The 13,347-nt window shown below is 68.0% G+C and carries 11 protein-coding genes and 1 tRNA gene; 10 read left to right on the top strand and 2 right to left on the bottom strand.

All coding sequences use genetic code 11. The annotated features are described in order from the left end of the window. Window positions 1-520 precede the first annotated feature (520 nt). Window positions 521-763 (top strand): toluene tolerance protein, encoded by a 243-nt coding sequence (locus tag AVE30378_RS03960; RefSeq protein WP_129239464.1) that lies wholly within the window; start codon window positions 521-523, stop codon window positions 761-763. Here the strand turns inward: AVE30378_RS03960 and AVE30378_RS03955 are convergent. Then, window positions 760-1,128 (bottom strand): hypothetical protein, encoded by a 369-nt coding sequence (locus tag AVE30378_RS03955; protein ID WP_129239463.1) that lies wholly within the window; start codon window positions 1,126-1,128, stop codon window positions 760-762. The two genes, AVE30378_RS03960 and AVE30378_RS03955, sit on opposite strands and share 4 nt — an antisense overlap. Before the next feature lie 508 nt (window positions 1,129-1,636). Beyond that, window positions 1,637-1,723 (bottom strand) — tRNA-Leu (locus AVE30378_RS03950). Between the two features lie 45 nt (window positions 1,724-1,768). On the opposite strand from AVE30378_RS03950, the gene dapC reads away from it, so the two are divergent. The 9 genes from dapC to AVE30378_RS03905 all read left to right on the top strand — a co-directional run bounded on the left by dapC (window position 1,769) and on the right by AVE30378_RS03905 (window position 13,332). Then, complete coding sequence (gene dapC / locus AVE30378_RS03945; RefSeq protein WP_165360071.1) at window positions 1,769-2,965, top strand: succinyldiaminopimelate transaminase; 1,197 nt, start codon at window positions 1,769-1,771, stop codon at window positions 2,963-2,965. A 24-nt stretch (window positions 2,966-2,989) separates the two neighbouring features. Continuing rightward, window positions 2,990-3,811: a 2,3,4,5-tetrahydropyridine-2,6-dicarboxylate N-succinyltransferase gene (gene dapD / locus AVE30378_RS03940; protein ID WP_129239461.1), complete on the top strand. Its 822-nt coding sequence runs from the start codon at window positions 2,990-2,992 to the stop codon at window positions 3,809-3,811. Beyond that, window positions 3,811-4,971, top strand: a complete 1,161-nt coding sequence (gene dapE, locus AVE30378_RS03935) for a succinyl-diaminopimelate desuccinylase (protein WP_129239460.1) — start codon at window positions 3,811-3,813, stop codon at window positions 4,969-4,971. The genes dapD and dapE overlap by 1 nt, the downstream gene beginning before the upstream one ends. A gap of 84 nt (window positions 4,972-5,055) precedes the next feature. Beyond that, window positions 5,056-5,952: a 50S ribosomal protein L3 N(5)-glutamine methyltransferase gene (prmB, locus tag AVE30378_RS03930; protein WP_129239459.1), complete on the top strand. Its 897-nt coding sequence runs from the start codon at window positions 5,056-5,058 to the stop codon at window positions 5,950-5,952. Next, window positions 5,949-7,883 carry an ABC-F family ATP-binding cassette domain-containing protein gene (locus AVE30378_RS03925; RefSeq protein WP_129239458.1) on the top strand — a complete coding sequence of 645 codons (1,935 nt, stop codon included), beginning with the start codon at window positions 5,949-5,951 and terminating at the stop codon, window positions 7,881-7,883. The genes prmB and AVE30378_RS03925 overlap by 4 nt, the downstream gene beginning before the upstream one ends. Before the next feature lie 128 nt (window positions 7,884-8,011). Beyond that, complete coding sequence (locus AVE30378_RS03920; RefSeq protein WP_129239457.1) at window positions 8,012-8,500, top strand: RNA polymerase sigma factor; 489 nt, start codon at window positions 8,012-8,014, stop codon at window positions 8,498-8,500. Beyond that, window positions 8,497-9,432: a FecR family protein gene (locus AVE30378_RS03915; RefSeq protein ID WP_129239456.1), complete on the top strand. Its 936-nt coding sequence runs from the start codon at window positions 8,497-8,499 to the stop codon at window positions 9,430-9,432. Before AVE30378_RS03920 ends, AVE30378_RS03915 begins: the two co-directional genes overlap by 4 nt. A 115-nt stretch (window positions 9,433-9,547) precedes the next feature. Continuing rightward, window positions 9,548-12,184, top strand: a complete 2,637-nt coding sequence (locus AVE30378_RS03910; protein WP_129239455.1) for a TonB-dependent receptor — start codon at window positions 9,548-9,550, stop codon at window positions 12,182-12,184. After that, window positions 12,157-13,332, top strand: a complete 1,176-nt coding sequence (locus AVE30378_RS03905) for a cytochrome-c peroxidase (protein ID WP_129239454.1) — start codon at window positions 12,157-12,159, stop codon at window positions 13,330-13,332. Before AVE30378_RS03910 ends, AVE30378_RS03905 begins: the two co-directional genes overlap by 28 nt. Window positions 13,333-13,347 lie beyond the last annotated feature (15 nt).

Below are 13,347 nucleotides of genomic sequence, written 5' to 3'. Positions count from 1 at the left end.
CCCTGCCCCAAGCAAGGTAACGTCGCCGGGAGCGTTCGGGGATCGGCCGTAAGGACGAGAGAAGGCGGGCCTTCAGGGCCCGCGAGGCCCGTCGGCTTGCAATATATATTTAAACGGGCACACTACGGCCATTCGAAAGTACGGCCCCGCCACGCGGGGCCTCATCCGGCCGGCCGTGCGCAGTCTTGCGGCCGCGTCCGCGTAGGAGTGCGCGCGGTGTCTGATGTCCAGGACATGAATCCTCTTCATCGCAACAAGCGGGTGCCGTCGACGCCTGACGCGGCACGGCTCGATGCCGCCTTGCCGCTCCTCTTCTTCCCCCACATCCCAAGCGCGATTGCGTCCGCCGCCATGCGGTAGCGACTAGCCGCGGCCATTCCCTGCGGAATCGGCCGCCCGGCTTCCCCCCCCTTCTTTCTCCGTTTCCCGTCTTTCGCGGCCGTTCGCGCCGCGAGGACTGTCTTCGTGCAAACCCGTCAAGAGGCCAACACACTCCATCGACCGACTCAAGGAGCGTCACATGCGGCTAATCACCGATCAGGAACTCAACACCATGTCCACCGAAAGCAAGCGCCGCCGGCACCAGGAACTGGACCGCAAGCTTGCCGTCGCCAGCCAGCGCGGCTGGTCGTGCGCGCACCGGATCGAAGCGAGCCGCGCGAAGGTCCATGCCGCCATCCAGCAGGATGTCGAGCAAGGCCGCGATACCGAGGCCAGGACGGACAAACGGCGCGTGCGCGGCGCAGCCCGCGCGTCGAGCTAAGCGGGCCGGCCCGTATGGGCGGAAGGCGGCGGGCAGCACGCCGCGTCCCCCTCCGGGCCGCTGCTGGACCAGCGCTCGGCGTCGCGGATCAGGTATTGCAGGAACTGCGCGTAGGCCTGCTCCAGCGCCAGCGTCCAGGCGCCGTTGTCGTGCCTGGCGCAGGAAGCGCGCACGGCGCAGTTCAGCGTTTCGGCCAGCAGGCCGATCGTCGCGCCGGACATCCGGAAACAGATCGGGGCCTGACAGGAATGCCGGTGGGCGTGACGCAGCGCGCTGTCGCGCGCTTCCGCCGTGGCGTGGGTATTGGCCACGTCCCGCAGCAGCGCATTCAGCATTTCGCACCAGTCGGCCAGCAGTTCGTGCACGGCTCACCTCGCAAGGAACGCGGAGGGGAAGGCCAGGCCGGCGACGGCAGTCTTCCCGTGCTCGCGGCGAGGGGTCCGAAGATCGATGACATCCAGAAATGCAGCGTGCTTGAGCGCCATGGAAGGCCCTCCTTAGAGTGCTGTTTTATGGGCAAGCATCCACCGAAGAGCGCGAAGATATCCCAAAACTTGCGATCTTCGCACTGGCGTATACCCCTAAGCCGCGGACCGCGGGCAGGACGGGCGCGCGCCGGCCGCGGACCGGGCGAGGCCGATCCGGGGGTCAGATCTGGAGGGTCAAGCTGGGAAGTGGCGCGGGATGGGCCGGGCGGGAAGGATCGGCGCGAGTGGTTCGAGGACCGCGAAGCCATGCCCCGCCGGTGCCCAAACCACTCGCCTTTCCCGATAAGCCGTTGATTCCAAAGAAAATGCTTGCGCACAATCCTGGAGCAGAAGGCCGGTGGCAAAAGCCCGATCCACCGGAAAACAACCAACGGCTTTAATGAGTTGGTGCGAAGGAGGGGACTCGAACCCCTACACCTGTTACGGCGTCAGGACCTAAACCTGGTGCGTCTACCAATTTCGCCACCTTCGCAAAGCCAAGCCCGCTATTGTAGCTTGCTTGTTAAAATCTTGCGTCATGAATCCGCGCCTCGATGCCCTACACCCCTATCTGTTCGAAAAACTGCGGGCTTTGCTGGCTTCGGCCGCCCAGCAGCCGGACGGCCTGACGCCCATCAATCTGTCGATCGGCGAGCCCAAGCACGCCGCGCCGGAGCGCATCGGGCAGGCCATCCGCGACAATCTCGCCGGCCTGTCCGTCTACCCGTCCACCAAGGGCGACCCGGCCCTGCGCCGGGCGATTTCGGAGTGGCTGGCGCGCCGCTACAGCATTCCCGCGCCGGACCCGGAAACGCAGGTGCTGCCGGTGCTGGGCTCGCGCGAGGCGCTGTTCGCGTTCACGCAGACGGTGATCGACCCGTCGGCGAGCTCGGTGGCGATCTGCCCCAATCCGTTTTATCAGATCTACGAAGGCGCCGCGCTGCTGGCCGGCGCCACGCCCTACTTCGTGAATGCCGACCCGCTGCGCAATTTCGGCAGCGACTGGAACCAGGTTCCCGCGGAAGTCTGGAAGCAGGCGCGCATGGTTTTCGTGTGCTCGCCCGGCAATCCGGCGGGCAACGTCATGTCGCTGGACGAATGGAAGGCGCTCTTCGAACTCTCCGACCGCCACGGCTTCGCGATCGTTTCCGACGAGTGCTATTCCGAGATCTACCTGGACGAAGGCAATCCCCCGCTGGGCGGGCTGCAGGCGGCGCGCCGCCTGGGCCGCAACGACTACCGCAACCTGGTTGCGTTCTCCAGCCTGTCCAAGCGTTCCAACGTGCCGGGCCTGCGTTCCGGCTTCGTCGCGGGCGACGCGGCCCTGATCGGCCGCTTCCTGCTGTATCGCACGTATCATGGGAGCGCGATGAGCCCGCTCGTGTCCGCGGCGAGCGTCGCCGCCTGGACCGACGAAGCGCACGTGAAAGACAACCGCCGGCTGTACCGCGAAAAGTTCGACGCAGTCGTGCCCATCCTGCAGAACGTGCTCGACGTGTCCCGCCCGCAAGCCTCGTTCTACCTGTGGGCGGCCACGCCCGGGTCGGACACGGCCTTCGCGCGCGACCTTTACGGCCGGACTGGTGTTACCGTGCTGCCGGGCAGTTTCCTGGCGCGGGAGGCGCATGGCGTGAATCCCGGCCAGGGCCGCATCCGCATTGCCTTGGTGGCGCCTTTGGCTGACTGCGTGCAGGCAGCCGAACGCATCGCCCATTTTGTACATACTTCTGTTTGATCAACCCTTAAAAACTGAGCCGCTATGACTCTCGACCTGCAGACCACCATCGAAAAAGCCTGGGACGACCGGGCCAACCTGTCGCCCGCCGACGCCAGCGCCGAAGTGCGCGAAGCGGTGGAGCGCACCATCGACGGCCTGGATCTGGGCCGCTTGCGCGTCGCCGAAAAAATCAACGACGACTGGGTCGTGCACCAGTGGATCAAGAAGGCCGTGCTGCTGTCGTTCCGCCTGAGCGACAACGCCATCATGGGCCAGGCTCCGCTGCAGTTCTACGACAAGGTGCCGCTCAAGTTCTCGGAATACGGCGACAACGCCTTCAAGCAGGGCGGCTACCGCGTGGTGCCGCCGGCCGTGGCCCGCCGCGGCGCCTTCATCGCCCGCAACGTGGTGCTGATGCCCTCCTACGTGAACATCGGCGCCTACGTGGACGAAGGCACCATGGTCGACACCTGGGCCACCGTCGGCTCGTGCGCGCAGATCGGCAAGAACGTGCACCTGTCGGGCGGCGTGGGCATCGGCGGCGTGCTGGAGCCGCTGCAGGCCAACCCCACCATCATCGAAGACAACTGCTTCATCGGCGCCCGCTCGGAAGTCGTGGAAGGCGTGGTCGTGGAAGAGAACTCGGTACTGGCCATGGGCGTGTTCCTGTCGCAAAGCACCAAGATCTATGACCGCGCCACGGGCAAGATCACCTACGGCCGCGTGCCCTCGGGCTCGGTCGTGGTCCCCGGCTCGCTGCCGTCGGCCGACGGCACGCACAGCCTGGCCTGCGCCGTCATCGTCAAGCGGGTCGACGCGCAGACCCGCGCCAAGACCAGCATCAACGATCTGCTGAGGGCCTGATGAGCACATCCGCGTCCGCGCCGGCCTCCGGCGTGCTGGATCTGGTCAAGGACCTGATCGCCCGCCCGTCGGTGACGCCCGCCGATGAAGACTGCCAGGCCACGCTCGCCGCGCGCCTGGAACGCATCGGCTTCAAGTGCGAAACCATCGCCCAGGGCGGCGTGACCAACCTGTGGGCGCGGCGCGGAACCGCCGCGCCGCTGGCCGTGTTCGCCGGCCACACGGACGTGGTGCCTCCGGGCCCGCGCGAAAAGTGGGAAAGCGACCCGTTCGTGCCCACCGAACGCGGCGGCTACCTGTACGGCCGCGGCGCGGCCGACATGAAGAGCTCGATCGCCGCCTTCGTGGTGGCGGCCGAGGAATTCGTGGCGGCCCGCCCGCAGCACGGCGGTTCGATCGCGCTCTTGATCACGTCCGACGAAGAAGGCCCGTCGATCGACGGCACCGCCATCGTCTGCGACGCGCTCAAGGCGCGCGGCGAACAACTGGACTACTGCATCGTCGGCGAGCCCACCTCGGGCGACGTGCTGGGCGACATCTGCAAGAACGGCCGCCGCGGCTCGCTGTCGGGCAAGCTCACGGTCAAGGGCGTGCAGGGCCACGTGGCCTACCCCCACCTGGCGCGCAATCCCGTCCACCAGTTGGCGCCGGCCCTGGCCGAGATCGTCGGCATCGAATGGGACCGGGGCAACGAGTACTTCCCGCCCACGACGTTCCAGGTGTCGAACCTGAACTCGGGCACGGGCGCCACCAACGTGGTGCCGGGCGAGGCGGTGGCGCTGTTCAACTTCCGCTTCTCCACCGCCAGCACGCCGGAAGGCCTGAAGGCGCGCGTGCATGAAGTGCTGGACCGCCATGGCCTGGAATACGAACTGGACTGGGAACTGGGCGGCGAACCCTTCCTGACGCCGCGCGGCTCGCTCAGCGAAGCGCTGTCGTCGGCCATCAAGGACGAAACCGGCGTGACGACCGAACTGTCGACCACCGGCGGCACGTCCGACGGCCGCTTCATCGCCAAGATCTGTCCGCAGGTGATCGAGTTCGGCCCGTGCAACGCCACGATCCACAAGGTCAACGAGCGTATCGAGATTTCCTCGCTCGAACCGCTGAAAAATATCTATCGGCGCACGCTGGAAAACCTCCTGCCCGCCAAGCCGTAAACCCGTCCCGCGCTTGCCGCGCGGGCGCCCCGCCCCTCGGGAAATGCTATTTCCCGAGGGGCGGCCTCATCAAGAAAACCAGCCATGCATCCATCCCCCCGCCTAGAACTGCTGACCCTGCGCGACCTGATCCGCTACGGCGTCTCGCGCCTGAACGCCGCCCAGGTGGCGCTGGGCCACGGCAGCGACAACGCCTGGGACGAGGCCGTGTATCTCGTGCTGCATGCCCTGCACCTGCCGCTGGACACGCTGGATCCGTTCCTCGATGCGCGCGTGCTCGGCGAAGAGCGCGACCGCGTGCTGGACCTGATCGACCGCCGCGTCACCGAACGCGTGCCGGCCGCCTACCTCACCAACGAGGCCTGGCTGCGCGGCCACCGCTTCTACGTGGACGAACGCGTCATCGTGCCGCGCTCGCCCATCGCCGAACTGCTGGACGAAGGCCTGTCGCCGTGGGTGCAGGATCCGCTGGCCGTCGAGAACGTGCTGGACATGTGCACCGGCTCGGGCTGCCTGGCGATCCTGTCGGCGCTGGCGTTCCCCTACGCCCACGTGGACGCGGTGGACGTGTCTCCCGACGCGCTGGACGTGGCGCGCCGCAATGTCGACGACTACGGGCTGGCCGACCGCCTGGATCTGCATGCAAGCAATCTGTTCGACAGCCTGCCCGCGTGCCAGTACGACGTCATCGTCTGCAATCCGCCCTATGTGAACAGCGGCTCGATGAACGCCCTGCCCCAGGAATACCGCCACGAACCGGAGCTGGCGCTGGCCGGCGGCGGCGACGGCATGGACCTGGTGCGCCGCATCCTGGAAGCCGCCCCGCGCTTCCTGTCGCAAGAGGGCGTGCTGGTGCTGGAGATCGGCCACGAGCGCGACTTCTTCGAAGCCGCCTTCCCGCAGTTGTCTCCGGTGTGGCTGGACACGGAAGCGGCCTCCGACCAGCTACTGCTGCTTACCCGCGAGCAATTGACCCTGTGATACGCGCTACTGGATTGACCCTGCGCCGCGGCACGAAAGTGCTGTTGGACGGCGCCGAATTCGTCGTGCACCCGGGCGAGCGCGTGGGCATCGTCGGCAAGAACGGCGCCGGCAAGTCCACGCTGTTCGCGCTGCTGACGGGCGACCTGGACGTGGACGCCGGCACGCTGTCCATGCCCGCCGGCTGGCGCATCGCCAGCGTGAAGCAGGAACTCGAGGCGGACGAACGTCCGGCCCGCGAGTTCGTCATCGACGGCGACGTCCACCTGCGCGAACTGCAGGCGCGCCGCGCGGCGCTGACCGACGAGCAAGGCACGCAGATCGCGGAAGTGGAAGCGGCGCTGGTGGAAGCCGGCGCCTGGAGCGCGGCCTCGCGCGCCGAGCAGTTGCTGGCCGGCCTGGGCTTCAAGCCCGCCGAATGGATGCAGCCCGTGGAGAGCTTTTCCGGCGGCTGGCGCATGCGCCTGGCGCTGGCCCGCGCGCTGATGGCGCCGTCCGAACTGCTGCTGCTGGACGAGCCCACCAACCACCTGGACCTGGACGCCATGCTGTGGCTGGAGAAATGGCTGGGCGCCTATCCGGGCACCGTCATGCTGATCTCCCACGACACCGAGTTCCTGGACGCGGTCGCCAAGTCCATCCTGCACTTCGACCACGCCAAGCTGGTGCGCTACCGCGGCGGCTACGGCGACTTCCTGACGCAGCGCGCCGAACGCCTGCGCCAGGGCAACATCGCCTACGAACGCCAGACGCGCGAAGCCGCGAGGCTGCAAGGCTTCATCGACCGCTTCAAGGCCAAGGCGTCCAAGGCCAAGCAGGCGCAGAGCCGCGTCAAGGCGCTGGCGCGCATGCAGGTGCTGGCGCCCCTGCAGGCCGAAGCGGGCATCGACATCCGCATTCCCTCGCCGGAGCAGGTGCCCGACCCGCTCTTGACGCTGGAACACTTGTCGGCGGGCTACACGGACGAGGCCGGCCACGCCGTGCCCATCCTGCGCGACGTGACCCTGATGGTGCGGGCGGGCAGCCGCGTGGGCGTGCTGGGCGCCAACGGCGCCGGCAAGAGCACGCTGATCAAGACGCTGGCCGAAGAGCTGCCCGTGCAGGCCGGCGAACGCCGCGCGTCGCGCGGCCTGGCGATCGGCTATTTCCACCAGCACCAGCTCGACATGCTGGACGTGGACAGCACGCCGATCGCCCACCTGGCGCGCCTGGCTCCCGAAGCCCGCGAACAGGAACTGCGCAACTACCTGGGCGGCTTCGGTTTTTCGGGCGACACGGTGACGAGCAAGGTCGGCCCCATGTCCGGCGGCGAAAAGGCGCGCCTGGCGCTGTCGCTCATCGTCTGGCAGAAGCCCAACCTGCTGCTGCTGGACGAGCCCAGCAACCACCTGGACGTGGAAACGCGCGAGGCCCTGGCCACCGCGCTGGCGGACTTCGGCGGCAGCATGCTGCTGGTGTCGCACGACCGCCACCTGCTGCGCACCACCGTGGACAGCTTCTGGATCGTGGCGGACGGCGCGGTGCGCGAGTTCGACGGCGACCTGGAAGACTACCGGGACTGGCTGGCCGCCCGCAACGCGGGCGAACGCGCCGAGGCGGCGCGCGAAAGCGCGGCCAGCGGCGAACCGGTGATCGACCGCAAGGCGCAGCGCCGCGCCGAGGCCGAACAGCGCCAGCGCCTGTCCGCCCTGCGCAAGCCGTTGGAAGCCAGGCTTGCCAAGGTCGATGCCGAAATGGAAAAACTGCGCGCCAAGCTGCATGCGCTGGACGCGGTCATCGCCGACCCGGATCTCTATTCGGACGCGCGCCGCGCCGAACGGCAGAAGGTCATGGCCGAACATGGCGAACACGGCAAGCGCATGGACGAGCTGGAAGAACAGTGGCTGGAACTCCAGGGCTCCCTGGAAGAAATCGACCAGAGCGAAGCCTGATGCCCGGAGGCGGCCGCAGCGGCCGCCGTCTCCGCCCCGCGTCCTGATTCGTTAATCTAGTAATAATAATTATTATCATTTATACTTTCCGGCGAATTTGACTCCATCTGGCGCGGGGCGCCAGCGATATGTCTTCGCTTACGGATGTATTCCTCCGCCACTACCGAGAGGTACTGGGCTTCCTCTCGATGCGCACCGGCTCGCGTGACGAGGCCCAGGACTGCGCGCAGGACACCTGGATCAAGCTGGCGGAATTCAAGGACAGGACGCGTCCGGACAATGACCGCGCGTACGTGTTCCGCGTCGCCGCCAATATCGCCACCGACTGGCACCGCCGCCGCAGCCGCGAACTGAGCGCCACCGCCGACTACGCCGCCGCGCTGCCGGCGGCGCACGAGGCCGACACGCTGGACGTGGCCGCCGCCAACCAGACCTTGCGGCGGCTGGAAGCCGTCCTCCTCGCCCAGCCCCGGCGCAGCCTGGACGTATTCGTCCTGCATCGCCACGAAGGCCTGACCTACCGCGCCATCGCCGAACGCTACGCGATCTCCGTCAGCGCGGTGGAAAAGCACATGATGCGCATCCTGCTCGCCTGCGACCAGGCGCTGACGCCTTGAGCGCGGCGCATACCGGCCGGCGGCCGCAGACCGCCAAGGAAGCGGCATCGCGCTGGGTGATACGCCGCAGCGGCGAGACGCTGGATGCGCAGGCGCAGGCGGAATTCGATGCGTGGTACAGCGCCGATGCCCGCCATGCCGAAGCCTACGACCGGCTGTCGCGCCTGTGGCGCCGCATGGGAGAAATCGACAGCGGCAAGCTCGCCCCTCCGCGCCGCGCGCGCAAGCGCGCCGCCGCCGCGTCGCTCGCCCTGCTGGCCGCGGCGTGGCCCGCCTGGCACCTGGTGCAGAACACCCATCCGGGCGCCGACTACACCAGCGGCGCCGGGATACGGCGCGTCGCCTTGCCCGATGGCTCCAGCGCCACGCTGGACGCGCACTCGGCCATCGCCATCGACTTCTCCGCGGACAAACGCGAAGTCACGCTGCTGGCCGGAAGCGCGCTGTTCGCGGCCGCGCCGCGCGTGGCCGGCGGGCCGGCCTTCACCGTGGTCACCGCCGATGCGTCGGCCTCCGCGCTCGGCACCCGCTACGCGGTGGCGCGCGGCGGGGAAGGCACCCGCGTCACGGTGTACGAACATCGCGTGGCCGTGCAGTGCCTGGCCTGCGCGGGCAGCCAGGCGCTGGTCCTGGGCCCCGGCGACGGCGCCGAGGTATCCGCCGCCGGCATCGTCCGGGAAGCGGCGCGGCGGGAATCCGAGCCCGACTGGAGCCAGGGGCTGCTGGCGTTCAACGACGTCGCGCTGCCGGATGCGGCGGCGCGGCTGTCGCGCTACACGGGCAAGTACATTCTCGTGCTGGGCGACGCGGCGAAAAGCGTGCGCGTGTCGGGCACGGCGAACATCGGCGATCCCAAGCGCGCCTTGGAGCTGCTGCTGGCGCAGACCAAGGTGGGCATTACCGACCTGCCCGGCCTGCTCATCCTGCGCTGACGCCGTTCTCAATCGGTAAATGAGAATTGATATAAATTATTCATGACGAAATTGCTGAGGTAAACGGCATCGCGCCACGTCCTACGGCTGACATCAACACAGCCTGGACCGATTCATGCCCCTACCCTCTACCGCCGCGACCGCGCGCCGGCGCCGCGCCTCGGCGGCAATCCTTTGCGCCGCACTGGCCGCGGGCGTTCCCGCCATGGCCCAGCCCTCGGCGCGGCCCCTGTCCTACGATCTGCCCGCTCAGCCGCTGAGCGATGCGCTGCTGGCGCTGGGCCGCCAGTCCGGCCTGGAGATCTCGTTTGCGCCGGCGGCGGTCGCGGGCAAGACCGCGCCCGCCCTGCAAGGCGAATACTCGCCGCTGCTGGCGCTGGAGCGGCTGCTTGCCGGGTCGGGCCTGTCGCTGCGCGCGGACGGCCCGGGCCGCTACATTGTCTACGTCGACAAGACCAACCAGTTTTCCGCGTTGCGGCTGGACGCCGTGCGCGTCTACGGCGACCAGATCGGCGAGCGCGTCTTCACGCAGGAAGACATCGCCCAGACGCCGTCCTCGAACCGGGACATCAGTTCGCTGGTGGCGACCCACCCCGCCGTGCGCACCAACCCGGGCGCCAGCGGATCGCAGAACCGGGGCTCGCTCAGCGTCGAGGACATTTCGTTCCACGGATCCAGCCCGTATCAGAACCTGTTCCAGGTGGACGGCATGGATGCGACCAACCGCATCGACCCGGCCAGCAAGAACCTGAACCTGCAGGTCGGCAACATTCCCAGCAATCCGCAATCGTATTTCATCGACACCAGCCTGCTGGAGGAAGTGCGCGTGCACGACAGCTTCGTGCCCGTGGAGTACGGCCGGTTCACGGGCGGCGTCGTGGACGCGAGATTGCGGCGGTTCTCGGGCGAGAACCGCCTCAACCTGGACTACCGCTGGAACACGTCCAAGATGACGCAGCAGCAGGTGGCCGAAGGCGAAGAGAACAACTGGGCGCAAGGCAAGCCCGGCTACTCCCCCGAATGGAAGAAGCGCTTCTATACGGCCGTCGGCGACGTGGCCTTCAATGAAAAATCGGGCGCGGTGCTGGCCATGTCGCGGCGCGAATCGGACATCACGCGCTGGAACATGGGCGTGGACGACAAGGGCCAGCCCACGCCCGGCCAGGAGGTCTACAAGGACCGCATCGACAACTTCCTGGGCAAGTTCAGCGTGCACGCCAGCGCCGACACCATCGCGGACCTGACGCTCAAATACAGCGACCGCAGCGAGACGCTCGCCAGCGACCTGTTCCGCGAGACCCGCTGGGACAACAACCACGGCGCGCGCGGCGTGAGCGCCAATGTGGACCATCTGTTCCAGGGCGCGCGGTTGTCGCTGCAGGCCGGCTGGGACCGGTCGCTCAGCAATCGCGAATCCATCGGCGACGAGCTGGTGACCTTCCAGCCCTACAAGCTGCCGCAATACACGGCGGGCGGCTTCGGCAAGGAACAGAAGCAGCAGGACACCTGGACGCTCAGGGGCCGGATCGACCTGGACCCGGTGCGCACCGGCGCCTTCACGCACATGCCGTACGCGGGCGCCGAAGTGCAGCAGGTGAATGCCGAATTCGAACGGTTCCAGGAATCGTATTCGTACCGCCGCGCCTATGCCAGCAACGGCACCTACAAGGACTACAGCAAAGTCAGATACCTGCCCGGCACCGTGAACGTGAACTACAACACGGCGGCCCTATACCTGTCGGACCGCATCGAATGGGAGCGGCTGGCGCTGGACGCGGGAATTCGCTATGACCGGGAGACCTTCCTGGGCAGCAGCAACTTCTCGCCGCGCACGCGCCTGGACTGGGACATCTTCGGATCGGGCGACACCCTGCTCAGCGCGGGCTGGTCGCGCTACTACGGCGGCGAGATACTGGAAACCGCGCTGGAGGCGGAAATCAGCCGCCTGCGGCGGCAGGTGCTCGACGCCAAGGGCAATCCGGTGGCCGACGGCGGCAAGGAGTACTTCGTCGAATACAAGGGGCTGAAACTGCCCTACGACGACGAATGGGCGGTCTCGCTGCGGCAGCGCGCCGCGGGCATGGAGGGCGTGCTGAGCTACGTGCGCCGCAACGGCCGCGACCAATGGGCCAAGACGGGCAACGAAAGCGAGGGCTACAAGTACACCAACGAAGGGCTGTCCACCACCGACGGCGTCAGCCTGACGCTGCGCACCCTGGAGCCCTGGCGCCTGGGCGAGACCCGCTGGAACATGCTGGCGTCCTGGGGCTGGCAGAAGCGCAAGACCAACAAGGACCTGGTCGAAGGCTACACCAGCGACGCGCGCGATCCCGGCGACTTCGTGATCTACAACGGCTCGCAGATGCGCGTCATCGATCTGCCGCCCAGCTCGTTCTACCAGCCGCAGGTCGCCTCGATCGGCCTGATCGGCGCCTGGCCCCGCGCCGGGCTGGTCTGGAGCAACATGCTGAACTGGCGCAGCAAGCGCGACGCCACCATCTACGTGGGGCTGGGGCCGAAGCCCGACTACCTGGAGCGCTACGAGTCCGGCGAGGTTCCCGCGTACTGGACGTGGGACACCAAGCTGGCCTGGCAACCCGCTTTCGCGCGCAACCTGGAATTCACGGTCGAGGTGCTGAACGTACTGAACCGCACGCCCGCCGTGACGGCCAGCAACCCCAACCTCAAGACCAACCGCAGTACCTATCAATCGGGACGGGAGCTATGGCTGCAAGTCGGTTACCGCTTCTGATCCTGGGCATCGCGCTGGCGGCGGGCGCCATGCAGGCATGCGCCGCGCCGGCCGCCGCCCGGCCCGTCTGCCGCGGGCCGGCGGGCTGGGACGCGGCGTGCCTGCGCGCGCGCTACGCCGGACCTTCCACGGGCTGGCCGGCGCCGTCCATCGATCCCGGCGTTGCCTGGACGGAATGGACCGCCGTGCCGCCCCCGTCCAGTCCGCCCCTGGCCTGGACCGCCGCCAACGCCGGCCAGGCGGAACTGGCGGCGGACGTCGCGCGCCCGGACATCGTGGCCTTGGGGCAGACGCTGTTCTTCGACTCCCGCCTGTCGCGCAAGGGCCAGGTGTCCTGTGCGTCCTGCCACCTGCCGCAGCGGGCCTTTACCGACGGGCTGCCGCTGGCGGTGGGCGAAGACAGGCTGATGGGCAGGCGGCGGTCGACGCCGCTGTACGCGGCCCCCTTCGCGCCCCGGCTGTTCTGGGACGGGCGGGCCGCCACCTTGAAGGAACAAGTGCTGGGCCCCATCCACGACTCGCGCGAAATGAACCATGACGCGGCGGGCGCGGTGGCGCGGCTGCGCGATACGGATCCCTACCCCGCGCGGTTCCTGCGCGCGTTCGGCCCGGCCCCGGCGTCGCGATCGCCCGTCGATGCCGACCGCATGGCGCGTTCGCTGGCCGCCTATGTGGCCACCCTGCGTCCGGAACGCACGCGGTTCGACGACTTCATCGCCGGCGGCGCCGATGCGCTGGACGACACGGAACTGCTGGGCATGCATCTCTTCCGCACCCAGGCCCGCTGCATGAACTGCCACCATGGCGCGCTGCTGACGGACCACCGGTTCCACAACATCGGGCTGTCCTTCTATGGACGCCGCAACCAGGACCTGGGCCGCTTCGAGGTCACGCGCGACCCCGCCGACCTGGGCGCGTTCCGCACCCCCAGCCTGCGCAATGTCTCCCGGGCCGGGCCGTGGATGCACAACGGCCTGTTCGCGGACCTGAAGGGCCTGCTGCGCATGTACAACGCCGGCATGGGCAGGGACGCCGCGCCGGCCGACCCGCCGGACCCTTACGCGCCGCGCAAGTCGCCGCACATCCGGCCTCTGGACCTGAGCGCGGACGACATCGACGCCCTGCTGGCGTTCATGAAGGTCTTGTAGGGGAAAAGCGGGAAG

It is taken from the genome of Achromobacter veterisilvae (assembly GCF_900496975.1).
In the GTDB taxonomy this organism is placed as follows: Bacteria; Pseudomonadota; Gammaproteobacteria; order Burkholderiales; family Burkholderiaceae_B; genus Achromobacter; species Achromobacter veterisilvae.
This window is presented reverse-complemented; position numbering and strand designations above follow the sequence as displayed.

Excerpts from the sequence above, each read along its gene's own strand:
- AVE30378_RS03960 (WP_129239464.1), top strand. The coding sequence starts at position 521 with ATGCGGCTAATCACCGATCAGGAACTCAACACCATGTCCACCGAAAGC.
- dapC (WP_165360071.1), top strand. The coding sequence starts at position 1,769 with ATGAATCCGCGCCTCGATGCCCTACACCCCTATCTGTTCGAAAAACTG.
- dapD (WP_129239461.1), top strand. The coding sequence starts at position 2,990 with ATGACTCTCGACCTGCAGACCACCATCGAAAAAGCCTGGGACGACCGG.
- dapE (WP_129239460.1), top strand. The coding sequence starts at position 3,811 with ATGAGCACATCCGCGTCCGCGCCGGCCTCCGGCGTGCTGGATCTGGTC.
- prmB (WP_129239459.1), top strand. The coding sequence starts at position 5,056 with ATGCATCCATCCCCCCGCCTAGAACTGCTGACCCTGCGCGACCTGATC.
- AVE30378_RS03920 (WP_129239457.1), top strand. The coding sequence starts at position 8,012 with ATGTCTTCGCTTACGGATGTATTCCTCCGCCACTACCGAGAGGTACTG.
- AVE30378_RS03910 (WP_129239455.1), top strand. The coding sequence starts at position 9,548 with ATGCCCCTACCCTCTACCGCCGCGACCGCGCGCCGGCGCCGCGCCTCG.
- AVE30378_RS03905 (WP_129239454.1), top strand. The coding sequence starts at position 12,157 with ATGGCTGCAAGTCGGTTACCGCTTCTGATCCTGGGCATCGCGCTGGCG.